22 protein-coding genes and 2 pseudogenes are annotated in these 24227 nt (G+C 61.2%); 2 read left to right on the forward strand and 22 right to left on the reverse strand.

Annotation, left to right across the window (positions count from 1 at the left end; all coding sequences use genetic code 11):
• Positions 1 to 151: 151 nt before the first annotated feature.
• The 8 genes from NUG20_RS20415 to NUG20_RS20450 form a co-directional block, all read right to left on the reverse strand.
• Positions 152 to 739, reverse strand: a complete 588-nt coding sequence (locus NUG20_RS20415) for a S26 family signal peptidase (protein WP_263396204.1) — start codon at positions 737 to 739, stop codon at positions 152 to 154.
• On the reverse strand, positions 736 to 1293 hold the full coding sequence (locus NUG20_RS20420; RefSeq protein ID WP_263396205.1) for a DUF2840 domain-containing protein: 558 nt from the start codon (positions 1291 to 1293) through the stop codon (positions 736 to 738). The genes NUG20_RS20415 and NUG20_RS20420 overlap by 4 nt, the downstream gene beginning before the upstream one ends.
• Entirely contained in the window at positions 1290 to 1559 is a 270-nt protein-coding gene (locus tag NUG20_RS20425) for a chromosome partitioning protein ParB (RefSeq protein ID WP_263398558.1), read from the reverse strand. The genes NUG20_RS20420 and NUG20_RS20425 overlap by 4 nt, the downstream gene beginning before the upstream one ends.
• The gene (parA, locus tag NUG20_RS20430; protein WP_263396206.1) at positions 1556 to 2194 is read right to left on the reverse strand and encodes a ParA family partition ATPase; all 639 of its coding nucleotides are present in this window, start codon (positions 2192 to 2194) and stop codon (positions 1556 to 1558) included. The genes NUG20_RS20425 and parA overlap by 4 nt, the downstream gene beginning before the upstream one ends.
• Before the next feature lie 265 nt (positions 2195 to 2459).
• Positions 2460 to 3305 carry a replication initiator protein A gene (locus NUG20_RS20435; RefSeq protein WP_263396207.1) on the reverse strand — a complete coding sequence of 282 codons (846 nt, stop codon included), beginning with the start codon at positions 3303 to 3305 and terminating at the stop codon, positions 2460 to 2462.
• A gap of 26 nt (positions 3306 to 3331) precedes the next feature.
• Positions 3332 to 3613: a helix-turn-helix transcriptional regulator gene (locus NUG20_RS20440; protein WP_263396208.1), complete on the reverse strand. Its 282-nt coding sequence runs from the start codon at positions 3611 to 3613 to the stop codon at positions 3332 to 3334.
• Positions 3614 to 3736: 123 nt separating this feature from the next.
• A complete protein-coding gene (locus tag NUG20_RS20445; RefSeq protein ID WP_263396209.1) occupies positions 3737 to 4507 on the reverse strand; it encodes a DUF2285 domain-containing protein in 771 nt (256 codons plus the stop codon).
• 369 nt (positions 4508 to 4876) lie between these two features.
• Positions 4877 to 5227 (reverse strand): DUF2958 domain-containing protein, encoded by a 351-nt coding sequence (locus NUG20_RS20450; RefSeq protein ID WP_263396210.1) that lies wholly within the window; start codon positions 5225 to 5227, stop codon positions 4877 to 4879.
• A gap of 315 nt (positions 5228 to 5542) precedes the next feature.
• Between NUG20_RS20450 and NUG20_RS20455 the strand changes: the two genes are divergently transcribed.
• Positions 5543 to 5836 carry a helix-turn-helix domain-containing protein gene (locus tag NUG20_RS20455; RefSeq protein ID WP_263396211.1) on the forward strand — a complete coding sequence of 98 codons (294 nt, stop codon included), beginning with the start codon at positions 5543 to 5545 and terminating at the stop codon, positions 5834 to 5836.
• Between the two features lie 266 nt (positions 5837 to 6102).
• On the opposite strand, the pseudogene NUG20_RS20460 reads toward NUG20_RS20455, so the two are convergent.
• The 4 genes and pseudogenes from NUG20_RS20460 to NUG20_RS20475 form a co-directional block, all read right to left on the reverse strand.
• Positions 6103 to 6416 (reverse strand): annotated as a pseudogene (locus NUG20_RS20460) (DUF736 domain-containing protein).
• A gap of 772 nt (positions 6417 to 7188) precedes the next feature.
• Positions 7189 to 7398 carry a hypothetical protein gene (locus tag NUG20_RS20465; RefSeq protein ID WP_263396212.1) on the reverse strand — a complete coding sequence of 70 codons (210 nt, stop codon included), beginning with the start codon at positions 7396 to 7398 and terminating at the stop codon, positions 7189 to 7191.
• 60 nt (positions 7399 to 7458) lie between these two features.
• A complete protein-coding gene (locus tag NUG20_RS20470) occupies positions 7459 to 9522 on the reverse strand; it encodes a ParB/RepB/Spo0J family partition protein (RefSeq protein WP_263396213.1) in 2064 nt (687 codons plus the stop codon).
• Between the two features lie 65 nt (positions 9523 to 9587).
• Complete coding sequence (locus NUG20_RS20475; RefSeq protein WP_057418749.1) at positions 9588 to 10418, reverse strand: DUF932 domain-containing protein; 831 nt, start codon at positions 10416 to 10418, stop codon at positions 9588 to 9590.
• A gap of 726 nt (positions 10419 to 11144) precedes the next feature.
• On the opposite strand from NUG20_RS20475, the gene NUG20_RS20480 reads away from it, so the two are divergent.
• A complete protein-coding gene (locus NUG20_RS20480) occupies positions 11145 to 12236 on the forward strand; it encodes a DUF3800 domain-containing protein (RefSeq protein WP_263396214.1) in 1092 nt (363 codons plus the stop codon).
• Between the two features lie 39 nt (positions 12237 to 12275).
• Here the strand turns inward: NUG20_RS20480 and NUG20_RS20485 are convergent, their stop codons facing one another.
• The 10 genes and pseudogenes from NUG20_RS20485 to NUG20_RS20530 form a co-directional block, all read right to left on the reverse strand.
• Positions 12276 to 13877, reverse strand: a complete 1602-nt coding sequence (locus NUG20_RS20485) for a hypothetical protein (RefSeq protein WP_263396215.1) — start codon at positions 13875 to 13877, stop codon at positions 12276 to 12278.
• Positions 13878 to 14030: 153 nt separating this feature from the next.
• On the reverse strand, positions 14031 to 17006 hold the full coding sequence (locus tag NUG20_RS20490; RefSeq protein ID WP_343237627.1) for a TrlF family AAA-like ATPase: 2976 nt from the start codon (positions 17004 to 17006) through the stop codon (positions 14031 to 14033).
• A gap of 159 nt (positions 17007 to 17165) precedes the next feature.
• Positions 17166 to 17552, reverse strand: a pseudogene (locus NUG20_RS20495) (transposase); the annotation flags it as partial.
• A 198-nt stretch (positions 17553 to 17750) separates the two neighbouring features.
• Positions 17751 to 18869 carry a hypothetical protein gene (locus tag NUG20_RS20500; protein WP_263396217.1) on the reverse strand — a complete coding sequence of 373 codons (1119 nt, stop codon included), beginning with the start codon at positions 18867 to 18869 and terminating at the stop codon, positions 17751 to 17753.
• Between the two features lie 258 nt (positions 18870 to 19127).
• Positions 19128 to 20924 carry a DUF2326 domain-containing protein gene (locus NUG20_RS20505; protein WP_212583771.1) on the reverse strand — a complete coding sequence of 599 codons (1797 nt, stop codon included), beginning with the start codon at positions 20922 to 20924 and terminating at the stop codon, positions 19128 to 19130.
• Entirely contained in the window at positions 20911 to 21159 is a 249-nt protein-coding gene (locus NUG20_RS20510; RefSeq protein WP_184229311.1) for an ABC-three component system middle component 8, read from the reverse strand. The genes NUG20_RS20505 and NUG20_RS20510 overlap by 14 nt, the downstream gene beginning before the upstream one ends.
• Positions 21128 to 22108, reverse strand: coding sequence for an ABC-three component system protein (locus NUG20_RS20515; protein WP_263396218.1), 981 nt, complete (start codon positions 22106 to 22108; stop codon positions 21128 to 21130). Before NUG20_RS20515 ends, NUG20_RS20510 begins: the two co-directional genes overlap by 32 nt.
• 34 nt (positions 22109 to 22142) lie before the next feature.
• On the reverse strand, positions 22143 to 22463 hold the full coding sequence (locus tag NUG20_RS20520; RefSeq protein WP_005732991.1) for a helix-turn-helix domain-containing protein: 321 nt from the start codon (positions 22461 to 22463) through the stop codon (positions 22143 to 22145).
• Between the two features lie 3 nt (positions 22464 to 22466).
• Positions 22467 to 22826, reverse strand: coding sequence for a type II toxin-antitoxin system RelE/ParE family toxin (locus NUG20_RS20525; RefSeq protein WP_263396219.1), 360 nt, complete (start codon positions 22824 to 22826; stop codon positions 22467 to 22469).
• A gap of 38 nt (positions 22827 to 22864) precedes the next feature.
• Positions 22865 to 24079, reverse strand: a complete 1215-nt coding sequence (locus NUG20_RS20530) for a tyrosine-type recombinase/integrase (protein ID WP_263396220.1) — start codon at positions 24077 to 24079, stop codon at positions 22865 to 22867.
• Positions 24080 to 24227: the final 148 nt, after the last annotated feature.

A 24227-nucleotide genomic window follows, 5' to 3' on the forward strand; every position in this document is an offset into this window, starting at 1 on the left:
GCCTGCACGTTGGATGGCTGCGCCGGGTGTTGCGCGAAGTGCAGCGCAGATGCGCTCGCACTGCACGCGCGACGACACGGCAGCAGCAGTCGGAACGACACGCCCGATGGCACGATGGGTTGCGCGACAACGTGCAGCGAATCAGCGGCCATTATGGGCGTGCCTCCAGCCAGACCGGATGCGCGACGCCGATCACGGTGGATGCGCTGACCGGCCCGAAATAGCGGCTGTCGAACGATGCCGGATTCGTCACGCTCAACAGGAACAGTTCGCCAGGCGCAAGGCGGCGGCATTGCGGCCAGGATGGCAGCGGCCGGCCCAGCCGGTCGGCAGCCAGCACGGCGGCCGAAGGCACGCCGTCGATGCGTACCTGACCAGCGACGATGCAAACGTGTTGCGGTGCGACTGCGCCTACACGTTTGAGCAGCAGAACGCGCGTCGGCAGGTAGCCGCGCTGCGCAGCCAGTGCGGCAGCCTCGGCTGGCAGCGGCACCAGCACGATGCTGTCCACGGACAACGGACGTGGCAGCGAGGCGGTGCGCGGGTCGAACGGTTCGATGCGATACCAGCCGACCGCCACGCTGTCGGATGGGTTGTACGTCAGGCGCGGCAGCGGCGACACGAAAGCCGCCCAGGCCAGCGCAGCGAGGCCGCAGGCGGTCAGGCCCGCGAGCACGATGCGAGCGCGCAGGCGCGAGCGAGGACGCGGCGACGCGGACGAAGTGGAAACGGTCGTCATGGCAGCACCTTCCCGGCGAGCCAGGCGGCGTGCCGCTCGGCGGTGTATTCGGGCAGCGGCAGGCGCGCCGCGAGCCGGTTGCCCAGCGTGCGCCAGTGCGCGGGCGAGACGGCAGACGGGGCGATGCCCAGCGCCTCGATGGCGTCGATGCGTTCCAGCACGGCGCGCACCGAGTTCTCGCCTTCAGCATGCAGCAGCAGGCGCGCGCTAGGCCGCACGCCGGGGATGCGCTGCAAGGCATCCAGCGGCGTGCCAGCCTGCATCACCATGAGCTGCCAGCGGATCGTGCCGTAGTCGTTGGCCTGCCAGCGCACGCGGCAGAACATCGCACGTGGCAGGAACACCGCGCAGCGCCGCCAGCGGTCGAGCTGCAGCGTGCGCGCCGGTTCGCCGAAGCGCAGGTAAAGCTTGAAGCGCAGTTCGATGTAGGCCAGCGATACGCGCGTCAGCGGCACGTTGCCGTCCTGGCCGGCGAGTACCGCGAGCGACGGCGCGGCCGGAGGCGATGCGGCAGCCGTGGCCGCGTTCGCGGTGGGTGCAGTGGATGCGTTCATGGTGTGTTCTCCATGCGGTGCTCGGGAAACTCCCGCTCCAGCAAAGCGCGCAGCAGTTCGGCCACCGTCACGCCTCGCGTGAAGGCCGACACCTTGATGCGAGCACGCATCGCGGGCGTCACATCGAGCGTGAGGCGTGCGGTGTAGAGGTCGCCCTTGTTGAGCGCATCGGCGGCGCCCTGGCGAATCCACGCTTCGGCGTGCGGATTCGCAGGCGGACGTGCGCCGATGCCGACGCGCTTGCTGCGTGGTGGCTTCGCTGTCATGTCGGCCACCGCAGCAGCTCGTCCACCAGTGCGGCGATCTCGCGCGCGGCGGCGCTGTCGGGCGCCGTCTCGCGTGCGAGCCGGCCAGCGGCCACGCTGTCGGCGAACACGATGCGCTGACGCACTTCCGAGCGCAGCGCCGGCAGCGGCTGTTCGGCCAGCGACTGCCGCGCCTCCCGGCCGATCACCGTGGTGCTGACGCGGCGGTTGATGACGAAGGCCGCGCGCAGCGCAGGCCGGAACACCTGTGCTTCACGGATCAGCGCCACCATCTCGGCACTGGCCCAGAGGTCGTAGGGGCTGGGCTGCACCGGGATCAGCACGCGCTCGGCCGCCAGCAGCGCGGAGCGCGCCAAGGCGGCGATCCTGGGCGGCCCGTCGATGATGACGTGATCTGCGCGGCGGGCGAGTTCTGGCGCTTCCTGATGCAGCGTTTCTCGGGCCAGGCCCACGGCGCTGAACAGCCGTGGCAAGCCTTGCTGGCTTCTGCGTTGCGTCCAGTCCAGCGATGAACCCTGCGGGTCGGCATCCAGCAGGATGACCGACTGCCCGCGCATCGCCAGTTCGCCGGCGATGTGCGTGGCGAGCGTGGTCTTGCCGACGCCGCCTTTTTGGTTGAGCAGCGCGACGATCATTGCGTGGCCCTCCATGCTGGAAAGCCAGGCTTTGCCTGCCGTGCGAAACGCTGTTCGCCGTGCCGTTCGGTGGTTGTCCACCGAATCGGCGCGCTTCTACTAAAAGTTAGAGATTTATAGTTAGGTAAGTTAGAGAGGGCGCAAACCCGCGCCGTTATTGGCTTTCCGGCGTTTTCGTACTCCTGATAGCACGATAGGCGTACTCCTGATAGCACGATACCCGGTACTCCTGATAGCACGAGGCCGTCCACAGGCTTTGCCGCAGTTATCCCCGTGCCGTATGCAGCACGGGCCGAAAGGTCAGCAGTTCCAATCCTTCCTCCGGCATCGCATCGATGCCGAGGACGTAGCCGGGCAGCGACTGCCGCGCCACCAGGACGCGCAGGTCGTAGGCGAAGTCCGAGAAGCGCGCCGCGCTGCCCGACTTGCGGTGCAGGTGCCGGAAGTCGAACTGCCAGCCGTCCGGCTGCTTGCCGCCGTGCTTGCGCACGAGGCGGTACAGCCAGCGTTCGATGCCGCCTTTGAGGCGGAAGTACGCGGGGTCGATGGTCAGCACCAAAGCGGCGTCCACCACGCCGGCATAGAACCAATCCGGCAGGATCAATTCGAGGCCCAGCGGCACGCCGCTGGCGTCGGCCAGTTCCTTCCACTCGTTGATCCACGAGAAGCGATGCAAGCGCCTTCCTGTGGTTTCGCGGATGGACGTGGCCACGCTGGTCGATTGCAGGCGATCCAGCGCGGCTTTCAGGCGCAGGTAGTCGTTGAGAGATGTCCCTCGTCCAATAAAGCGCAGGATCTCGTAGGGCGTGGCGCGTATCCAGCGCGACGGGCGAATGCCCGCGTCGCGCGCTTCCACGATCTGCGAGGCGGCCCAAATCAACACGTCGGCATCCCAGATGGTGGCGATGCCATGTTCGGCGGTGCCCTCCACCCGGATGGTGATGCCGCCCGCTCGGAAGTCGATCGGCGCGGTGCGCCGCGACTTGGCGAGCGAGAAGAACGGAAAGGCCATCAAGTCCTGGCTGTCGCGCGGCGCCATGTCGCCCGGCAGCGCGCGGAACAGGTCGAGCTGTTCGCGCTGCGGCAAGGCTTGCCCTGGCGGGCTGGACATGGCGATGGCCACCGGCGATGCGCCGATCAGCGCGCACGGCTGTCGGCCGAATGGTTCTCGGCGTATTCAGGATCGGACGTGGCCTCGTAGCTGCGCGAATCGGCCCAGGCATCGAGGTCGGCCACCGCATACATGACGCGCCGGCCGAACTTGCGGAACTTCGGTCCGCCGCCGATCACGCGCTGCTTCTCCAGCGTGCGAGGGCTGAGGCGCAGATACTCGGCGGCCTCGTCGTTGGTCAGGTAGCGTTGGGGCTGCACGGGTGCAGCGACGGCGGCGGCAGCAGGCCGCAAGGGAGCAGGTCGCATGGGGTGGTCCTCCATCAAGCCCGGCCACACCACGCGGCCGGATGGAGGCACTTTCAAGAAAGCTAGGCTTCTTGCTAAGGGACGTTCTGCAAGGGACGCGAAACGTCCCCCTTCTTATCTCCGCTAGTGCAGCGGGAACGGCGGAAGCTGTGCCAGGCGGCGGTAGCCGCCGCGCATCAGCGCATCGCCACGGCGCACCAGCCGCCGCACGCGAGCGCGCAAGGCGCTGTCCTTGTGCCAGTCGGCCGCGATGGCCTCCGCGCCGAACAACCCTTCGGCCACCTTGCGCAAGGACGCGCCCGCCAGGGTCGCGTCGAGCGCCTGAAGCGTGTGCAGTTCCAACAGCGCGGCGGGCGTGGGCCGGGAGCGGGCCGCCGCAGCAGGCGCGGCAGCTGTCGCCACGGCCAGGGCGTCCAGTCCGGCCGCAAGCGCTCGATAGCGTGCGCAGGGCGTGGTGCAAGCGCGCGTGGCGTAGAGGTAGGCCATGCCGTCTTCCAGGCCTGGCACCAGCGCGAGCCGCATGTAGCGGCCGGGCCAGCGCGACACCAGCACCAGGCGCTTGCCATCGTGGATCAGTTGCTTGCGGCCGGGGATGCGCCAGAACTCGAAGGCACAGGCATCGGGCGGCGGGTCGGTATCGGGATAAAGCTGCACCACCGCATCGTGGTCGGGAAACCAGGCGGGGTGCGCGTCGCGCGCGTCCAGTGCCGGGTCTTCCAGCAGGCGCAGGCCCCAGCGGTGCGCCACATCCGGTCGGCGGCGCCAGCGCAGCCAGTCACGCCGGTAGTCGGGATGGCGGCGCAGGTACTCCCAGGCCAGCGCGGGGTCATCAAGGTGCAGCGTGTAGAGATACGCGGCAGTCGGATACCAGTGTTCAACGCTCGGCTCGGCCATGACGGTGCCTCCTGAAGGTCAGCAGGAACGTCGACACGGTTTTCGATGTACGGGGAGCTATCGTTTCAACATCAAAGCGTCATCATGGTCGGATAAGGTGTTGCTGCTAGCGTCAAGACTGATCGGCTCCGGTGCATTGCGAAAATCGTCTTAATACGACGGCTGCACCGCCAGGAATTGACGGTCAGCATCAGACACCGTGCCGAAGTCCGCGCCGAAGACCATGACTGTTTCCAACACAGTCGCACCGCTTCGGTGCAAGAGTGCGGAATCAGACCCGCACGGTCTCGACTAAGACCGAAATAGTCACAATGCGCCCCGGCTGGACGGGCTGCGCCGACCTGTCGCGGCAGGCCGCGCATGGTTCGCTCAGTCCGTGATCGAGCCGTTCTCCTGGGCCAGCCGGACGTACTCCGACAGCGGGCGTGCTGCTTGGAAATACCGATCCCGCCGCACCGGCAGCTTGCGCGGGCCGACGATGCCGGCCAGGTCCGACAGCTTGATCGTGCCCAGCGCCGGCATCCCGATGCCGAGGTCGATCAGACCGTAAGCCGTGTCGCCATCCGCAGGATCGAGCGACACCAGCAGCCATGTCGCGTGCGCGTCCGGGGTGAATAGCCGCACCACGGGCAGCGGGTCGAGGTGCTGGCCGGCAGCGCGCGCCGCGCCGTGGGCCAGCAGCCGGGCGTGTTCATCGGCGGTGACAAGCGGCAGAGTCATGGTCGGAATCCCCACGAAACCGAGGACGCGCAGATGCGCTTTTGTGCCGAAACGCAGAACCGCCGAACCGTGTCCGTGCATCCGTGTGCAAGCACCGATACGCAATCCATCGCATCCGTAGAAGAACGGAAGCGCACAAGCGGAATTGTAGAAAGCGGGAAAGACACGGATCCGATTCCCTGAATTTGGAGCCATCCGCAGATGCGGATTTCCGTAAAGGCACGAAAGCGTAGGATGGCACAAAATGCGCACTATAGTTTGTAGCCCTATAGTGCGCAATCGGATGTCATCTTGGTTTTCTAAGGAAAACCATAGGTGGCAGCGAAACACTCATTGGCAACGGCAATACGGACGGTCAGGAAAGCGCGCGGCTTGAGCCAGGAAGCGTTCTCCGACGTCTCCAGCCGTACCTACCTGAGTTTGCTGGAGCGCGACCTGAAAAGCCCGACCATGCACAAGCTGACCGAGCTGTGCGAGGTCATGGACGTGCATCCGCTCACGCTGCTGACGCTGGCCTATGCCGGCGACAGCACGCGCAAGACCGATCAGCTTCTGGCGCAGGTGCGGCAGGAACTGGAGGCTGTATTGAAGGAGCGCGACGCGCCGTAGGCGTATCGCGCGGATTGCCCTGCAAGCGGCGGCGCGCAGCGCCGCAGGCGCGAAGGCGTGAGGGATTGACGCCGCATGGCCGTGACGGCGTGCCGGCACGGGGCGCAGCCCGAAAGCCCGGCGGCGCGTGCAGCGCCGACACGCCATCCTGTGCATGCTGTCACGGGCTTCGAGCCATCCGGCTGTCACCGATGCAATACCGGCCCTGGACGTACCAGGCGCGGAGTGATTGCCGACGCCCGTGCGTGCGGCGCTGCGAGCGGCCGTCAGGCCGCCTGGGGCTTGCTGCGCGACCAGATCAGGTCGTGCGTGCCGTCCTCGCCTTCGATCAGGCGGGCATAGACCGTCGCCGGGAACGAAGGATCGTCCAGGGTCACGGACACGTAGGGCCGTTCGGCCTTGCTGACCTTGCGCCACCCCGCGCCGATGTCGTGGCCCGCCGTCTGTACGCGGAAGTCGGGGCGCTTTCGTTGTCACCCTTGTCGTTGGGAACCAGCTTGACCTTGACGTTCAAGGTCAGGGTGCGGAGCGTGCCGGTGAAGCCGTCTTTCTCTGCGGTGAAGGTGCCGATGTTTGCCATGATGATTTCTCCTGCGGGTTAACCAAGGTCGCGCCCATCGCGTCCTTGTTGTGATCCGTCCGGCGGGGGATGGGCTGGCCGCACCGCTTGCGGCCGCAACAACGTGGAGGGCCTGGAAGCGAAAAGAATTTGTCCCGCGAGGAATGCGCGCAGCGCAGGGGAAATTGTTTTCGCTGGAAGGTTGCGGCCATGAAGCCCAAGGCACAGCCGTGCCATCGCCAGGATTCACAACGAGACAAGGACGCAGGGGCCGACCGTCCCGCCAAGGAGAGATGGCCGACTCGGCATCCCCGCATGACGGCTGCACCGGCTCGCGCCCTGACGCGGCCCAGGTCAATATGACCAGGCGGAAGCGCCCCTGCCGCAGCCTTGGACGGCGAGCTTGAGGCGTGGTGTGGAAGCTCCATAGCAAGGCCGGTCGGTGTGTCCGTGAACCGTCCTTCGTGACGTGGTTGTGCTGAACCGCCAGCATCGAGGACGGCACGCTTTCGTGCAACCTGTCGCAGCAGGCCACGGCGTAGCAGTCCCGCGTCCCGCCATTGCGGCGGGGCGCTTCCTGCATATCGCGGCGCGCAGCGCCACCGCATTGCTGGCCTTGGTCGTTCCTCGCGGACAAGTAGACTTGCACGCGGCCACGCCGCCGCCTAGTCGAAGGCGGCGGCGTGGCGATTTTGGCTCTTGGGCTTTGACACCGGGCGCGGCCACCGCCGCGCCCGGATTTTTGACCACCAGCCCCAGGCCGGAACGGTCTGGGGCTGGCGCGAATTGGGGGTTATTCCTTCGTCTCGATGATCCACCACACGGCATACGGTAAGGCGCGGCCTGTGATGGGGTGCAAGTCGGTCAGGTCGGCGCGGGCCGTCCAGCCGCGAGGCGCGCGGTAGCCGCGCACGTCGCCATCGCCATGCCAGCGGCGGGCGCGCACCGTGTCGGGGGCATAGGTCGCCGCCATGCGTGGGCGGCTCGTGATGTTGCGGCTCATGGTGGAATCCTCGGAACGAAGCGCCCCGGCCGGAACCGGGGCGCTATCTTCGGTGCAGGGTCACGCGGCCAATGGCTCGGCCTGCGGCTGCTCATCCGCCACGGCGGCGGCGTCCTCTGGCGCTTCGTCTTCTTTATCCGCCACCACGTCCTGCGCGTCCTGCTGCGGGGCATTGGCCCGGAAGATGGCGGGCATCCAGCCAGTGCCATCGGAAAGCCGTTCGGCTTCGCTGGCAATGTCGCCCTTCTTCAACTTCGCCAGCCGGGTGACGTGGGCCGGGGCGAACGCGCCCACGGCGTCCAGAATCGCGGCCTTCGGCACATGCTGGAAATAGCCCTCGGCGGTCGGCTGCCACCATGCCGCCATATCCAGCCCCACGGCCTGCGCCAGTTCCGCGCCGGGCTGGTGCTGCGTGGCGCGAGGGGTTACCACGTCCACCGTCGAAGCCACGCACACGGCCAGCAGCCGCACCAGTTCATCTTGCGACTTCGCCAGCAGCACGGCGAACAGTTCGGCGCTGTCCTGCGGCAAGACTTCACCCGCCACCTGTTGCAGTTCGCGCAGCGCCACAGCGGCGGGCGATTCGGGCCAGTCCGGGGCCATGCCTTCCAGCCGGTCTTGCACTTTCAGGCTCACGCCCAGCGGCAGGTCGTGGCCGTAACGGTGTTCCTGCAAAACGCTCTGCACCATGCCATGCACCACGGCAGCCAGCGCGGCTTGCGGATGCCGGGCGACTTCGATTTGCAGCGCCGCCGTGCGGTGGGCGCTCAACCGCTGCGCCAGCCGGTCGGACATGGCGGCAGTCTTGGGCGCATCGTCGGCTTCCTCGTCTTCGTCGTCGTTCCCGGCTTCGCCTTCGCTGCCAAAACCCTGCCGCAGCCGTTCCAGCGTGCGCAGTGCCTTGGCTTCGGCTTCACGCATCAGGCCGCGATGAATGATGGCCTCGCCATTGCGGTCGATGGTGACGATGGCCCCGGCTGCGGCCTTCACGTTCGCGCCGTAGTCCAGCAAGCCATCTTCCAGTGCCTGCAACTGCTCGCCCAGGCGTTCGCCTTCCTCCTGCAGGGAATCGACCTTTTCCTCGTCTTCGGCGTCCAGCGCGGCATCCACGGCTTCGGCCAGTTCGTGCAGCTTGGCTTGCAGCTTCTCGATGCGTGCGGCTTCGCGCTTGTGCGCTTCGCGTCGTTCCCTCGGGGCGCGTTGGAAGGTGTGCAGGTCGGCATGGGTCATACCGGGCGAGCCATCAACCCATGCCCATCCCTCGGCCTTTACCTCGGCGGCGATGCCTGCCAGCTTGTCTTGCGCCAGCCGTTCCAGCAGCGCGGCATCGGTCAGATACACGCCCGCATCGCCTTCTGCGAACAGGTCGCGGCGAATGCCTCCGCCTGCGGCGTCGTAGGTGTCCAGCCCGACGAAGCGCACCAGCGGATGCCGATGGGCGTCGATTTCACGCTCGGTCAGACGGTCGCGTAGCGCGGACGGCTGGCGCTGCCATGTCGGCGCGTCGTAGAAGGCGCTTTCCTGTGCGGCGTGGTCGTCGGTGATGGCAAGGGCCATCAACTGATCGAGCGCGACGGCATCGGCGCGGTAGTCCGCCAGCAGGCGCGGCGAGACGTTGGCCAGCTTCAAGCGGCGCTGCACCACCAGCGGCGTGACGCTGAAATCCGCTGCAATGTCCTCGATGCTGCGGCCCTCCATCACCAGCGCGGCGAATGCCTCGAACTGGTCGGCGGGGTGCATGGCTTCACGCTGCACGTTCTCGGTGAGACTGGCGGTGCGAGCGGTGCCATCGGCCACCAGCAGGCAAGGCACTTCCCATTCCCTGCTGATGCGGTGTTTCTTCGCCAGCAGCTTCAACGCAGCGAGGCGACGGCCACCTGCCACGACTTCGTAATGCTCACCGTCAGCGGCGGCAATCACGATGAGGTTTTGCAGCAGGCCGACACGCTGGACGCTGGCAGCGAGTTCGGGAATCGACATGCGCGGGGTCTTGCGCACGTTGCGGCCAGTGGGACGCAACACCAGCCGCGACAGCGGAACCAGAATCAGGTTCTTGGTCGGGTCGGCGGTTTCCAGCGCGGGGGCTTGGATGGCGCGGGCTTCGGAAGTGGTAACGGCGTTCATGGTGAATCTCCAATCGAGTGAAACAAGGGAATGGAGGGGAACCGCCCCTCCGGCGGGGGGAACGGTCAGGCTTTCAACTGGCGCAGGCCATCGGCCAGCATCCAGAGGGCGCGATTCAGGCGCACATCGGAATCAATGCCCTGCACCGGGCGCGTTTGCTGGCGGCGTCCGTTGGCGCTGCGGCCATGCAATCCGCCTTTGGTCAAGTTTTCTTGCGTGCGGTTGAACACGCTCCACAAGTCCGGGCGGCGGTCGTCGAACCGGCGCGGCATCAGGATTTGAGATTCAGTGATGGGCGCGGGCTTGTTGTCGGTAGGGTCATACTTGAGGGCCAGCGCGGAACGGGCGAACACTTCGGCTTCGCCTTCGTCCAGCGTGATAGCGCGCATGGCATCGCGGGAATCCTTCACCCGGTCGAAGCCGCGCAAGACTTCGTAAGCACCTTCAATGACGTGCCCGGAAACGTCGCCTTTGTGGGGGACGCGCACATCGGCCACGGTGTCGCCGCAAACGAGGCCATTGCTGCAAACGAAGCGGAACATTCCGGCCAGCATCTGATAGCTGCTCGTGCCATCGTGCGAATTCAGCAACACGATTTCATTGGCTTCCGTGCCGTTGATCTGGCTGGCGTGCCGCAGGCGCAGCATGTGTTTGGTGTGCTCGCGCTTGCCTTCGTCGCGCACGCGGGTTTGCGTCACCATGAAAGGCTGGAAACCTTCTTTGCGAAGCTCGGCCAGCACGGCGGCGGTGGGGATGTAGGCGTACCGCTGCGAACGGCTTTCGTGGGGCGCGTCCGCGAAGATGGACGGGGCCACGCGATGAATTTGGTCATCGGTCAGCGGGTAATCGCTGCGCAGCGAAGGGGAACGGGAAGCGAAACGGGATGCGAGTTGCATGGTCTTTCTCCTGACAAAAAAAGGTTTTCTGTTCAAACCGCACACCGGATTCCTAGATTCGGAGCCCAGCCTTTCGGCTGTTCGGTGCGGTTGGCACGAGGAACCCGGTTGGCCCTGTTGCCACCGTCTTTCCTGAGTTCATCGCCCGCGACGGTCAGGAGCCCACGGACGTGGGCCGTCAAGGAGACAAGCGTCAGGTAGGTGCGGCCCGCAGGCGTAGCCGAGGACACGGCCTGGCGCGCCTTGATGGCACGCGGCCACGGGCTACAGTCGCGAGCAAGGTGATGGAGTCAGGAGAGACGGCTGGACACGGCAACGGCCGCAGCGATGTGCAGACCGCACGCAAGCGCAAGCGCGCAGGCCCGGATCTAGCAATCCGGGCCGAAGGCGTCAGCCGAGCGGAGCGAGGGAACGATGGAAGCCCGTCAGGGGCGAGACTCGCGCAGCTAGGCTCGATGCGCAGCACGACAGCGCGACCGGCCATGCTTCTGGGCCGGAGACGCCATGAATCAACGGATCAGCAGGCCATTTGGCACACTGTGATCAAAGAGTCGTTCTTCCAACTGCTACGGGACATTGACGTTCTGCAGAAGTGGCAGGAAGACACCAAAGGCCGCCAGCCCCAGGAAAGGCGCAAACGCGCCCGCCCCTTAACATTAGGTCGAGCGCGCGCTCAGAATGCGCTATACATTCGAAGATGAATCATTCCAGGGATAGCATCGAAAAATGACCACCGTCTATATCGATGAAAGCGGCCACAGCGGGGACATGATCAACAGCGGCAATGCTTACGATTTCAAGGGCCAGCCTTACTTTGCCCTAGCCGGCATTAGTCTTGAGGACGGTCATGACTGGGAAGATCGCATCAATGAGCTGCGAGGCCGTCACCGCATTCCTGCTGGCGAACTCAAGTCCAAGTCGCTGACAGCCAAGCCAAGATTCTCGGCCGAAGTCATCAATGGATTGCTCGATCAACGCGCTCCGCTTTTCATCGAGGTGGTCGACAAGCGCTTCTTTATCTGCACCAGCATCACCTCGTTCCAACTCTTGCCAGCATGCCTTGGCTATACCGAGTCGGTGAAGTTCCACTTCATCAAGAACACGGTGGCAGACTTCCTGTACTTTCACGCGTCCGAACGCGTCCTCGATACGTTCGTCGCCTCGTGCCTGGCGCCGGGTGACGGGACGCTCCGCGCCTCATTCGCCGTGCTGCGCGACATGGCCACAGATCTGGGCTATACCGGATCGGCCGTGCAAATCGCGGAAGGCATTGCCCACATGGTGCAGGAGGCTGAAGCCGAATACGACGAGCAACGTGTTAACGGTGGCGAGGCTTGGTCGCGGTTTCTTCCGCCCCCCGACCTTAACAAACATGCGAAACAGGTCTGGATGTTGCCGAACCTGACGTCATTCACGAGCATCTACGCCAGGATGAATCGCTATTACAGCAGGCGCTTGGCCGGCATCCGCTTGGTACACGACCAGCAATTGGAGGTGGAGAACATTCTGCGCCAGGGAAAAATGACGGCCGAAAACCTGAGCCACTCCGTGGATCTGCCCTACACCCCGCAGTCTGACTACCGGTTCGAGGAGGAAGCCAGCATCGAGTTTGCGCAGTCGCATGAGGCCATCGGCGTGCAGCTGGCCGACATCGTCGCGGGCACTGTGATGCGCTACTTTCGCGACACGGACGTCGGCACACCTGTGTCGAGCGAACTGCGCGAAGCCATGATGCGGCTCATTGACGAGGGCGATGAACGAAGGGGCTATGGCCTTAATCAAGTCGTAGCCACTGCCAACGTCCGGCATGCCGAATAAGTGAGTCAGCCGCGATGACCGCCCCTGTGCGGCGAAGCGTCAAGGCAGCGAGGCGTCCAGCGCAGATTTGAAGGTGGACGCGTTGTCCCGCAGAACGTGATCCAGATTTCCGAATACATTACTAAGCTCCTGCCGGTAAGCGTCCTTTGTAGGCAAATCCGATCCAACGATCACGGCCTTCAGGAATGACGCTGCTACATCGGCCATCCTCGGATCGCTCTGTAGCTTTACATAGCTGCGAATGGCGATTTCCAGCAGATGTTTCTTGAATGACGCCGACAGCTTCTCACTCGGAATGATGCCTTGCAGCATCGCCCCGATTACCTTGGTGGCTTGCTTGGAGATGTAGTAGCGATCGAAATCAACGGCACAACGGGTTGCCTGTGGAATTTCGGAGTCATCTATGCGCGCGCACTGCTCAGCCCAATCCGTAGCGACGCCAACCAGGCGGCCGAGAAGGTAGTGAAACGGCGTTGGCCACTCCAGATAGGCCTCTTCGTCGGGGACGCCAGGCATCTGCTTGAGGATCTTCTCGGCGAAGTGCCCGAAGTAGTGCAGCCACATATGGTCTTGCAACCCTTGGTGGATGCCTTCGTGCACCATGATTTCAAAGAGAGTGATGCCTGAATTGATCGGACAGCGAAACCGCCCCACCTCTTGGTAGGAGCCCAGCGGTTCGTTGAGTTTTCTGGCCAAATGCTTGTCTTCGTCCAATCGGCGGCATACGGACTCGCCTATGGCAGCTTCCAGGCCGTTCGTCACCGCCGTCGCTGCATCTGCGAAGAAGAAGCGAAGCAGCCGATTGCTTTCCGGCAGGTAAAGACGGCTTCCGCCATTGAGATTCTGATTGTTCTTCAGCTCAACGTAGAGGCGGCTTCCCGTGGCGTCCAGCAGCGCGTCGATGTACTGCGCAATAAAGTCAGAACGTATCGCTTCGTCCGCTTCCAGAAGCTTGAGGCAGAAATGTGGGTGTGCCTGCGCCAGGTGAACGGTTAATTCAGGCGAGGTGACCAGATTCAACAGGATCTCCCGGGCTTGTAAGCTGGCCTGGTCTCGCTCTGCACATCTGGATTTCAATGTGTGCAGAGAACGGCGCCAATGCTTGCGCCATGCTGAAGAAGGTTTGGGGGGCTCCCCGCGCAAGAGTGCCGCCAGTTCATCCTTGGAATTACCCCCGTTGTCGATCCAGCGCACCAGCCAAGACTGTTGCCGGGTTAGGGAAATAAGAGTGGGCAGTTGGGGTTCGACCAGCAATACCAGTTCGTCATAGCGCTTGGTGAGGTGCAAGTTTTCGATCAATTCACGAAAGACGTGCACTCGCCCCCGGGCCAGCGTCGGAAAGCGTGTTCGCCAAAAGAAGTACAGGGCCACCGAGAGCAGCAGCAGATACACCGCACTCGAACTGTCGAGCCCCCATTTCCAAGGCCCTACGCTGTAGTACAGCCCAAGTTGCTCCAAGACCGGGGCGTACATCAGGTAGTGGACAAGAAAAAACACCGATCCACCCACGACCCAATCCACCCATGTCGTGCAGAAGCGAAGCCGGAGCCGGTTAGTGGGAGAGATAAGCGCCCACACGGCGGCGATGACTCCCAATATGGTGAGCAGGCCAGTAGTGTCTATAGGAGCGGAGGCCGTCATCGGAGCTATTGCATCCTTCCGTTGGTCGATGGGATCGCACCCAAGTGCAATTTGCGTCCATACCGGTGCAACGCATCAAGGTGAGAAAAACCGATGCTCGTTCCCAAACATCGGGCAATCAATCTACGCATCGAGCGTTCAGTGCTGCAGTAGTTAGCGATCCAGCCTGACCCTCAATCGACGTGCGCGTTCGCGGAAGGCCTCTTCGCCGCCCTCCAGGATGTCGCAAACCGCCTTGCGAATAGCAGTGTTCTCAAGGCCGCCAGATGTGTATTTGAGTGGGGGCAACCCACCAGCAGGATGAGGGCCAGCGTCGGCGACAATGATCTGGTCCGCATCGGTGTTGATGACGAGATTGGCATTGTGCGTGACCATGATCACCTGGCGTTTGGCCTTAGCCGCGACAAACAAAGCGACCAACTCCTCGAACACAGATTTGGGGTCCAAGTTCTCCTCTGGCTGATCGATGATAAGTGGCCGATCGTCAGCATCGTCCAGTGCCAAGTAGAGAAGAAGCAGTACGATGCCCCGTGTTCCAGGCGACAGCTTTCGGATATCCATTCCGTCATAGACTATTTCGTATCGCACCGAGATGTGGTCGGTGGCGAAAAGCCAGTGAGCGAACTGCTTCAACCAGCTACGAAACTCTGCTTGTTGATTCTGGCCAAAGGGGGCCTGGCTCAGAAGGTCGCGCATGTATTGCGAAATGAAATTCGTCATCGCTGCCTGCACGTCGGCAGCCGAACCTGTTTCCCAGGCTGATCGTAGGGTTGTGTCCGCCAGAGCGATTAACGCGCCGCGGCCTTGGAATGGCCCTGCCTTCCGTCGGTCGAGAAGGTCTTCTTCAGCTACAGTTCCCCAGGCGGCAACGTCAACGACGCGGCGAACCGAGAACCCGAGCTTGCGAAGTGTGCCGGTGGACGCATTCAAGCGCGCCATCAGGGGTCCATAAAGATCAGCTAGCGAATTCTGCTCGTTGATGATCGCCTGAAATACTCGGCCATAAGCCGCTTCCCGCTCGCTCTGGAGTTCCTTACGACGCGCGCCAGCACCTTGAGCGTCGGCTAGGCGTGTTTGAAGGCTAAGGAGCGCGGCGTTCTCTTGGGCGATGCGCTTTGACAGGGTGGAGTACTGACCACGAATGACATTGTCGGCGCTTACCAGCACCTCCAGCCGGGCCATTTCAGCCAACAGCGTATTGAGGGTTAATTTAGAGAGGTCAGCAGTGTCTGCGAACAGCGGCGTGTTTGGGTCGCTGGCCGAAATGGCCGGACCTGTGAGTGCAGCGATTTGCTGATCGGACCATGTGACATAGCTGGTCAAACTCGTATCGACATCGCCTTTGTAGATCAGCAGAAAATCATCCCATTGCTGCTGATTGAGGCCGCTGTGAACGTGTCGCTCCTTGGCTTGGCGCAGCAGCTCGGGGGCCTTGGTATTGCGAGTGCTTACGACCTCATCCTGCAGCGCAACGAATGTCCGGCGCTGATTGCCGTAGGCTTGGATCGTTCCGCGCAACGTCTGCACGGCCTGTCCGAGCTGGGTGTGGCGATTGGCCTGCGCCTCAGTTCCCTTTACGACAAGCTTGGCGAGATCTTCGTTGTAGCTTTTGATCTGGCCGGTCTTCTGCGTGACTTGCAGCGCTAGGCCTGTGGCAGCAGCTTCCTTTTCAATCTCCGTGGCAATGCGCTCGGATAAATCGGCGATTGCCTCAGCCTCGCGTTCTCGGGCCTGCTGGAAACGGGCGGTGCGAAAATCCCTCAATTCGGCAAAGTCGATAGCGCCGTCAAGATCATCTTGCGGGTGGGCATCAAAGATCACACGCTCTATCTCCGCGATGAGTCCATCGGAGACGCCAGCAGAGGAGCAAAGCTCCTCTACGAATTGCTGCGACAAGTAGCGCGCTCGGGGAAAGGCTAGATGACCGTTTGCATCGCGACCGTCGAGGAAGCGTGTGACTGAAGCACCTCCACCCCATGTCAGCGTTGCAGTCGCATGGCCAAGCAACTGGCGGGCACGGACGAGAAATGACGGGCTGATATTTGCGCTCGCACTCCAAGCGGCTGGTGTGATTGCGTCACAGCCTGCGGCAATCATGTCAGCAAGCGCGGTCTTGCCTGAGCCGCGCGCGCCGATGATTGCGACGAGCCCAGGATTAAGTGGTATGTCCGGAGTTGATGCCCAACTGGCATCTCCGATAACTATGTTCGAGATTACTTGGGAAGGCATGGCCGTGGACGGCGATTCGCTGCCGACATAAGCACGACCTTCGGGGTCGATACAAGCCTGGCGCAGGGCGTCGAACTCTAGACCGCCCTTGATCCACGAATAACGCTCTTCGACCGGCTGGCCTACGGTTTTCTGGTCGTGGGCATCGCTGCCGTGGAGACAGGGCTTGCAGCCGCCATAACGCTCCTTGAGTTGGTCGAGCGTCACGCCCTTACGGCCAGACCAGAATTCGCGCTGTGCTGTACTACTTGAGAAGATGATGTGGGCGAACTTTTCGATCTCCTGACGCATGGTTGCGTCTGCGGCTTGGCGTAACCCCGAAGTTCCGTCGCCCGTCGCGCCTGCAACCGCGATGAGGATGTTGGTCTTCGCCCAATCGCTCTCTCGCATAACGCGGCGAAGCTGGTCAAAATTCACCTTGAACTGCGTGGCGCCATGCGAAAGCGCAGCGCGATCATCGAGGATGCTAGTGTCGGCTTTTCTGCCGAGGGAAATCAGATCCAGGCGGGTGCAGTTGAAGGTATCGCCATGCGCCTGGAACTGAAGGCGCTGAAGGATGCGGTGCAGTTCTGCGACGTGGTTCGGATCTTCAGGGCTGACTAGGAGATGCACGTTGACGAAGCCAGACTTTGCAGCGACATCTAAACGCAATTCGACGTTGGGGAAAATGAGTTGTACATCTTGTAAACGGCCAGCCGCCTTTTGCCTTATTACCTCTTCGTAAGTGTCAGTAAGATAATAGTCGGTCACCGCCAACGCCTCAATTTTCGGCGTGACTGTCTCAAGTTTTTTGAGATAGGCATCCCAAGGGGAGTCGCCGCCGAACTGATTGTTTAGGACGGTTCCTGGCGCATGGATGTGCGGTTCCCAGCGACGCCATTCAGACCCACGACCAATCATTTGCTCATCCTTTGCGGCCATAGACCGTCCTTGTGACCATCTTGGAAGACTTGCTCGGCGGGACCGAAGCAAACGTGTTTGTAACACTTTATAAGATTTCTGGAGGTATGAGCACTCAACTACGCAAAGTAATGGCGGCTCTACACGAGCTAGAGCCTGTTATGAACTACTGGCAGAAGCCAGCAGTCGTGCGGCATTGGGCAGCATGCGCACGGCAAAGACGAGGAAGCGGCAGTCCGCTGAGCATCTCGGGCAGCCGTTCATAGTTCCGAGACAGTCGTCGAAAGCGCGCCGGCCAACCAAAGCTACGCTAGACCACCCAGCGCCTGGGCAGCAGTACGAAGCCTTTCTTCGCTTTAGGCAGCTTCACGATCTGCAGTGTGATGTCATGTTCCTTTGCGGCCTCTCGCGCTTTCTCTCCGGTGAGCTTCGGTCGGGCCATGCCAGCTCGACTGTGTGTCCCGTGGCCTGCTGCACTGCGGCGCAGAGGAGGTCGACTTGGGCACGCGCGTGCTCTTCGGCCGGCGTAAGTTGCACTGCCAGCAGGTGATAGCCAGCGAAGCCATTCTTCGCCGCTGACGTCCGTCGGGTAGGGCTTGCGGCGCAACACCGCACTCTAGCCTCACTGCTATTGCGGCGCTTAAAGTTCAGAAAACGCTCTAATTGGCTGATTGTATTGAACGCTTTAAGCATCGGAAAAGCCGCCAGCGAGAACCGTGGTGGCTGGGTATAGCACTTGGGAGATCAGGCTATTCGTGCGTAGGTTTTTCCATCCAAGACTCTTTTCACTTGGTCCACGTCTTTCGCCCCGATGCGCACGTAAATTTCCTCGGGCGTGTGGTTGTTGGCGAGCTCGCGTATTGCCTTGACTTGGACCACGGATAAGCGCCCGTCCCGCCCGCAAATCTGCGCTATCGCCCAGTCGTTGTCCTTCCACTTTTCGGCGACCCATGGCGCCGGTAATCCCAAGCGGGGATGGTCATTCAGCCACTTGCGCAGAATCTTGTCGCGGTCATCGGGCAGAGGAACGACGCCTTTTGAAAGCAATCCGTTTTCGCGCAGGTAGCGCAGGCCGCTCTTTCCGCCCGGCACCATGTTGAGCCGGCGTTCGTCATCCCAATGCCCTTCCACCAGGAACTCTTCCGCCTCGTAGAGCTGCTCCACATCGTCGGTGATAGCCATCACCTTGTGGTGCACGTACGTGAGACGCCCACCCTCTTGCTCTTCTCGAAATCGGCGATGGAAAAGCAATGGACTGCCCGTCTCAATCGCACGACGGTGCTCGGACCAGCGCTTTTGCCAGCTACGGGTGGACACACCCACATAAAAGGACCCGTCGTCGGGGTACGACGCACCAGCGCCGAAGATGTGCTGGTAGAGGACATATGCGCGTTCGGGGTAGTGCTTGGGCGACAGCAGGAAGTGCGCGGGCACCGAAAATACAAGGCTAGGGCTCCTGATGGTGCTTTCGTCAATCTGCGTAGCTCCGCGCATGGCCGCAGCCAGGTACGCAGGGTCAGTAACGACTTCCACCGAAATCGTAGGCTGAATAGCTAACTCGCCTTCGCCTAGGGCGCCGAGACCGTACTCTGGCTTGCGGTCCACGGTTCTGTGCCCATCCATGAGCTTCCGGAACGGAGAGATGAATCCCGGACGGTCGCCCATGAAAATCATGCGCACCACGGGTATCAGTTGGCCTGGCTTGAGCCTAAACACGCCGTGGGGATTCGCAGCCACCCGCGCCCATTCCCGCCCGTATTCGGAGGACCGCACGAAGTCTTCAAGCAGCTGCTCAACCTCGCGCCGCCGTCCAATCATCGACTTCGGCGCAAGATGCTCCCACCAAGCCTTATTTAGCTTCATCGCGTCACCGCCTATCCTTCAAAATCCGGCCGGCCAAGCCCATCGTTGGCGTGCCGTTTGAGAGCCAAGCTTGCACGTGTATGGCTCCTACTTCCAAACCAGCGCCCAACGCGGCATCGCCTTGCGGGGCATCACAGCACCCTAGCCTCATTAATATTGCGGCGCTCAAAGTTCAGAACACGCTCTAACGCGCACAAGCCATCACGTTGAATGCCAGGAGGATGCCCTGAATGATCACGTGAACCAATGAGGATTGAATTACCAACCTCTCATCTTGAAGATTCGGCCGTGATCCCCCTCATCATGTAGCGTGGCGACGATTTCACCCGCTGTAAAAACAGGGGCATCATCTTCTGCTCGTACTGGCAAATCGGAGTCAATCAGCGTGATGACCGGCTGCAACCCTAAATCTGCATAGCGACGCACAACTGTCAGCAAGTTCTCTTTCTTTCGGTCGTCCAGCGACTCCAACACTCCGTCGTGATAGACAAAGCGCGGAAACTTCTCGCCCAAGTGCGCTCGCAGCACGGCCATGTCGAAGGCAACGCACAGCAGCTTGCGGTATGTATGCCCCAAGTCAGCACTGGTGGCATTACCCGATCCATCGAGAATTTCCGCTTTGAAGTCCAGATGACCTGCTTGGTTGATCGCCACACTCAACAGCGCCTTGCGATCAATGACTTCTTCAACAATCTCGCTGAAGAAAACGCGGATCGTGGAGAACAGGCTTGCCTGATCGGAGTTTTGCTTGTCCACGTCGGCTTCAATCCGTGCCTGCAAATGGTCACGCTCTTCCGCTAGGGACCGAATTTCTGTACGCAACTCCTGAAGCCGATGCAAATGGCCTTTCTGGTGCTCCAATGATGTGATGTCCGCGCGTAACGTCACCATCTCATCCGATAGTTGTTTGTACTTGGTGAAAACATCCGTTCCGCTCAGAAAGGAGAGCATTTCCGAACGCTTCTTCCCCAGCACATTCAACTCTGCGTTCACCCGTTTCAACTCTCCTTCGATTTCCGCAAATTCTTCTTTGAGATAGCCACGGCGCTCATCTGTGATGGCCCTATTGAAAGCGATCAACTGCTGAAAATCCTTCTTGATCTGCCCTTGGAACAGCACGCCGGCTTCGCCAAACAACCTCTGCGCCTCATCGGGACTGAAAAGGATTTGATCTTCCTGCAACGATGCCTGCACCTTCTTCCTGTTTTGACTTAAGGAGTAGCGTTCCGAATTCAGCGCAGCGATTCGCTCATCGACTTCATCAACCACCTTCTTGGTGCGATCCTTGTCCTGGGCACGAAAATCGAAAGCATCCAGCAGCACCTGTTTCTTCTCTGCGTCCTTTTGCTTAAGCAGAAGAATGCCTTCAATTTTGCTGATGTCCTCGACCGAACCTCCCAGTTCATTTTTTATGGTTTGCGCTATCTCCTGCTTCTTGGCAAGTTCGTACTCTTTCGCATAATGGTCAGCGATAAGCTTGGCATCAAAGCCCAGAAGATGTGCAAGAAATGGCTTCCAGTCAGCATGTTTGGAGGCGAACTTTCGAAGCTGGAAAACTTCGCGGAAATCCTCTTGTGACCGCAACAGATAGCCAAGCGCTTTGCGGTACGACCACGGCTTGAGAGCACGCCAGTCGAGCAGGCCATCAAGCAATTCGCGTGCGCGTTCAAAAGGAACGTCCCGATGACCCCATTCCGCGAGCGCCAACGCCGACAAGTCCTGATGGCCTGCCTCATGCTGCTTGAAGGCGATCTTGGTCGCGTCTTCTACGCTGCGTCGGATCGTGATGAAGGAGCCGTCCTCCAGTTCAATTTCAAGGAAAAAGACGAAATCCTTGAACAATTCAAAATGCTTGAAGAGGAAGAACTTAGGGTCTTTGCCTGCCAGGAAGCCGAAATCCAAAAGACGCCCCAGCGTGGTCTTCCCAAGATTGTGGGTGTCCTTGTTCCGATTCTCCGGCAGACGAATTTCCGCCATGACGACATTCAGCCCAAGAGCAAAGTCCACGGGCTCGAACACATCCGGCTTGTTTGAATAGAGTTTAGATAGCTTCATTTGGCCCTACGTATTCGACTGCGTCCGTCTTAGGACGATATTCAATCAGGCCCATCAGATAGAGAAAATTGAGTGCAGGCAGGAAAAGCACGTCGCCGCCCACAACGTGCTTCTTTGCAAATTTTCGCAGGACATCGTATTCATCGATGCGACGATTTTTCAGCCGCGACAGGAGCAGAAGAGAAACATTAACTACTGTGCGATCAGGATGGGAGTGCTTGGTTGGTCGCAGCATCATCCACCTCCCCAATGTCACAGTTCCAATACATGTAGAAAAGAATGGCTCTCGTCAGTCGCTTGTGGACGTGTTGCCGAAGAACGGGGTCGCGAGTGAACAGCAGATCCACCAGATACTCCATGACTTCGTCGAAGGTCTGATAGTCCTTGCGCTTCGCAAGGATCTTGAGCTGAAACTCATCGACCACAGATTCGTACATGCGCAGCAATTCGATATTTTCTGGCGCAGCCAGAAAAGTGCGAATTTGCGCCGTTTCCTTCAGGTATTTACGCCGCTGCTCCTTTGCATATGCTGCCGTCATATTGTTGAGCGCGTTCTTCTCCTCATACGTCACGCGCACGGTCGGCGGGTCGTCGAGTAACGCTGTCAGGCCATCCTTTTGGCGCGCAAGCGCCTGAACAACCTCGGCAAGATCATCTGGACTGACAATCAGCGGCGAGTCCACCGCATCCAAATTCGCCTCCAGGGCCACTTCTGGGAAGCGTTTCAGCCAAAGTTCTAGTTGTTCCAGGCCGCAAAGATAGATAGAAGAAGCAGGGACGCCGCACTGGGCGGCGATGTGGTCACGGATTTCTGTCTCGGAATTGCCGGTCAGGCGGCGATTCGCAAACAGCATGTAGTGGTCGAGTTGCTTGGCCTCGCGCAGCTTCTTGATGCGTGGCAGTTCTTTGCCGACCACCGTGTTGCTGCTAGATGTACTGTGGAAATCCAGCTCCGAAAAGCTGCGGTTGTACCCGTTGGTATGCTTGGCCTGAACAATGACCGTGCCCACCCACGGGGCGGCCTTACTGGGGTGCAGTTCCGCCGTGCCGACAAATTTTGCGTCACGCCCGCCATCCGGCCCTTTTGCGAATCCCTGAACGGCGATACCGAGCAAGCGTTGGCACAAGAGCACGATCAGTACCTCGAACTGATCGTCGCTCAAATCTTCATAAGCAAACTTCATTCTCCCCATCTCCCTCTATGCAGACGCCACCGACTCATGCGGCAACCGTAATGCACGCCGAATGTGCACGCCGCGCTGGCTGCACCACAATCTCTACGCGCTGGTCCAGCGAAACCAGAGCCTGCATCAGCCGTTCCAGTGAAATGTTCTGGAGCTTGTAGCGGCGGACTTGGGACACTTTCGGTTGAGTCATGCCCGTGATCGCAGCAGTCTCCGTCTGGCTCAGGCCGCGATGGTCAATTAATTCATTGAGCTTGAGCGCGAGCGCTGCCTTTGCCGAAAGCTCTTCAGCATCGTCAAAGCCCAAATCTCGCAGCACGTTGTCAGTGCCTTGCGGATGGTCACTACGCTTCATCGTTTATCTCCCGCTCGTCTTATGACGGGCCAGTATGGCCTTCAACCGCTTCTCGATCAGTTTCACGTCCGGCTGCGGCGTGGCGACGCCGGACTTGGACTTCTTCTGGAACGCATGTAGTACATGTACCGCATCGCCCATCTTCACTGTATAGACTGCCCGGAAGGTGTCGCTCCGGTTGTCTTCCACCAATTCGTACACACCGGAGCCCAACCCTTTCCAGAGCTTGGCCGAAGGCGGCGTGCTGCCCAACTGGACGATGAACAACGCGACACCCATGTCCTTCTGTACGTCGATGGGAAACTCCTTGAAGTCCTTCTTCGAGGAGCCTTCCCAGTACAGCAGCTTGCGTTTCTGAACCATGATTATATCCGTTCGGGTATGAATCGCAAGAAGTTGGCTTAGGTAGCCGCTGTTTCCACCGGATCCGTTCGCCGCACCCCGGTGATGGCTTGGCGTCGGCTGGCCACCAGTTCGGCCGCCTCCCGTACCGGCTTGTCTTCGGTGTGGACGTAGCGCATGAACATCGCCACGGTCTTGTGCGCCGTCAGCGCCATGCCGACCTTGACCGGGATGCCCGAATTGGCAATGTCGGTAGCCGAGCGATGTCGGATGCCGTGCGTCCCCACATGGGTCACGCCGGCGCGCTTGAGGATGCGCGTCCAACCGCCGTAATACTCGCCCGTGGTCATGTGCTTCCCGGGATGGTTCGGGGACGGGAACACATACGGGCAACCGTCCTTCCGGGGCGCGGTAGACAGCAGCCGATGGCCTTCCTCGCTCAAGGGCTTGGACATGCAGCCGGTCTTACTGTCGGGCCAGACCACGCGCCGGTTCTCCAGATCAACCCAATCCCATTGCAGCGCGACGATTTCGGAGCGGCGGCCCGCGAACTCGAATTGCAGCCGGATCGCCAGCGGCAGGATCGCGTGATCCTGCCCCAGGCCGTCGGTTTCCAGAAACGCGAGACACCGGAACAGCTTGCCCATTTCCTCGTCGCTGATGAGGTGGGTGGCCTTGCCGTTGGGATACATCGGGACATGGCGGCACGGGTTGGTGCCGTCAGGCCGATATCCCCACACCTCGGCCAGATTGAACATCTTGCGCATGACGCTGAAAGTACGGTTCGCCTCGGCCGGCTTGTGGACCATCTTTTTCATCGCCGACGCCACGTCGGGCCGCTTCACGTCCTGCACCTTCATGCGGCCTAGCATCGGGACGATGCAACGGTCGATGACCGCCTGATACCCGCGCTGCGTGCTGGGCTTGTTACGCTGCTTGGAGTGGTCCTCCATGAACTTCTTGCACAGTTCCGCGACCGTGGGGGCGGATCGGGCGATTGCCTTATCGGCGCTGGGATCGCCGCCCCGGCGCACCTGCGCCAGCCACTCCTGCGCCAGCGAGCGAGCCTGCTCAACGGTCAACTCCCCGAACAAGCCCAAGGCGGGCTTGCGGCGCTCCCCGGCGTTCGTGCGGTACTGGAGCATGAAGACCTTGCGGCCCGCTGGTGTAATCTTGCACAGGAAGCCGGGCGCCAGCGTGTCCCGAAGTTCGACGGCCTGCGCCTGGGGTTTCGCCGCCTCCACGGCGGACTTGGTGAGCTTGATTCTTGCCACGATGACTCCTCGGAAAGACCCGATTCCCAGGAGCCTTCTAGGGGCCAGCAGAGGGGAAGCTAGGTCAGGTTTCGGAAAGCACCGGCATATGTTGGACTCACCTAAGTTATTGATAAACCTGCTGCATGGGGCTTCGGCGTAGTCCAGC

Source organism: Xanthomonas sp. CFBP 8443, from assembly GCF_025666195.1.
Taxonomy (GTDB): Bacteria; Pseudomonadota; Gammaproteobacteria; order Xanthomonadales; family Xanthomonadaceae; genus Xanthomonas_A.

Bases quoted from the DNA above. Each gene is read 5' to 3' on its own strand.
- NUG20_RS20415 (WP_263396204.1), bottom strand. From the start codon at position 739: ATGACGACCGTTTCCACTTCGTCCGCGTCGCCGCGTCCTCGCTCGCGC.
- NUG20_RS20500 (WP_263396217.1), bottom strand. From the start codon at position 18,869: ATGAAGCTAAATAAGGCTTGGTGGGAGCATCTTGCGCCGAAGTCGATG.
- NUG20_RS20450 (WP_263396210.1), bottom strand. From the start codon at position 5,227: ATGACTCTGCCGCTTGTCACCGCCGATGAACACGCCCGGCTGCTGGCC.
- NUG20_RS20435 (WP_263396207.1), bottom strand. From the start codon at position 3,305: ATGTCCAGCCCGCCAGGGCAAGCCTTGCCGCAGCGCGAACAGCTCGAC.
- NUG20_RS20485 (WP_263396215.1), bottom strand. From the start codon at position 13,877: ATGACGGCCTCCGCTCCTATAGACACTACTGGCCTGCTCACCATATTG.
- NUG20_RS20480 (WP_263396214.1), top strand. From the start codon at position 11,145: ATGACCACCGTCTATATCGATGAAAGCGGCCACAGCGGGGACATGATC.
- NUG20_RS20445 (WP_263396209.1), bottom strand. From the start codon at position 4,507: ATGGCCGAGCCGAGCGTTGAACACTGGTATCCGACTGCCGCGTATCTC.
- NUG20_RS20525 (WP_263396219.1), bottom strand. From the start codon at position 22,826: ATGGTTCAGAAACGCAAGCTGCTGTACTGGGAAGGCTCCTCGAAGAAG.
- NUG20_RS20515 (WP_263396218.1), bottom strand. From the start codon at position 22,108: ATGAAGTTTGCTTATGAAGATTTGAGCGACGATCAGTTCGAGGTACTG.
- NUG20_RS20490 (WP_343237627.1), bottom strand. From the start codon at position 17,006: ATGATTGGTCGTGGGTCTGAATGGCGTCGCTGGGAACCGCACATCCAT.
- NUG20_RS20420 (WP_263396205.1), bottom strand. From the start codon at position 1,293: ATGAACGCATCCACTGCACCCACCGCGAACGCGGCCACGGCTGCCGCA.
- NUG20_RS20505 (WP_212583771.1), bottom strand. From the start codon at position 20,924: ATGAAGCTATCTAAACTCTATTCAAACAAGCCGGATGTGTTCGAGCCC.
- parA (WP_263396206.1), bottom strand. From the start codon at position 2,194: ATGATCGTCGCGCTGCTCAACCAAAAAGGCGGCGTCGGCAAGACCACG.
- NUG20_RS20520 (WP_005732991.1), bottom strand. From the start codon at position 22,463: ATGAAGCGTAGTGACCATCCGCAAGGCACTGACAACGTGCTGCGAGAT.
- NUG20_RS20425 (WP_263398558.1), bottom strand. From the start codon at position 1,559: ATGACAGCGAAGCCACCACGCAGCAAGCGCGTCGGCATCGGCGCACGT.
- NUG20_RS20465 (WP_263396212.1), bottom strand. From the start codon at position 7,398: ATGAGCCGCAACATCACGAGCCGCCCACGCATGGCGGCGACCTATGCC.
- NUG20_RS20470 (WP_263396213.1), bottom strand. From the start codon at position 9,522: ATGAACGCCGTTACCACTTCCGAAGCCCGCGCCATCCAAGCCCCCGCG.
- NUG20_RS20475 (WP_057418749.1), bottom strand. From the start codon at position 10,418: ATGCAACTCGCATCCCGTTTCGCTTCCCGTTCCCCTTCGCTGCGCAGC.
- NUG20_RS20510 (WP_184229311.1), bottom strand. From the start codon at position 21,159: ATGCTGCGACCAACCAAGCACTCCCATCCTGATCGCACAGTAGTTAAT.
- NUG20_RS20440 (WP_263396208.1), bottom strand. From the start codon at position 3,613: ATGCGACCTGCTCCCTTGCGGCCTGCTGCCGCCGCCGTCGCTGCACCC.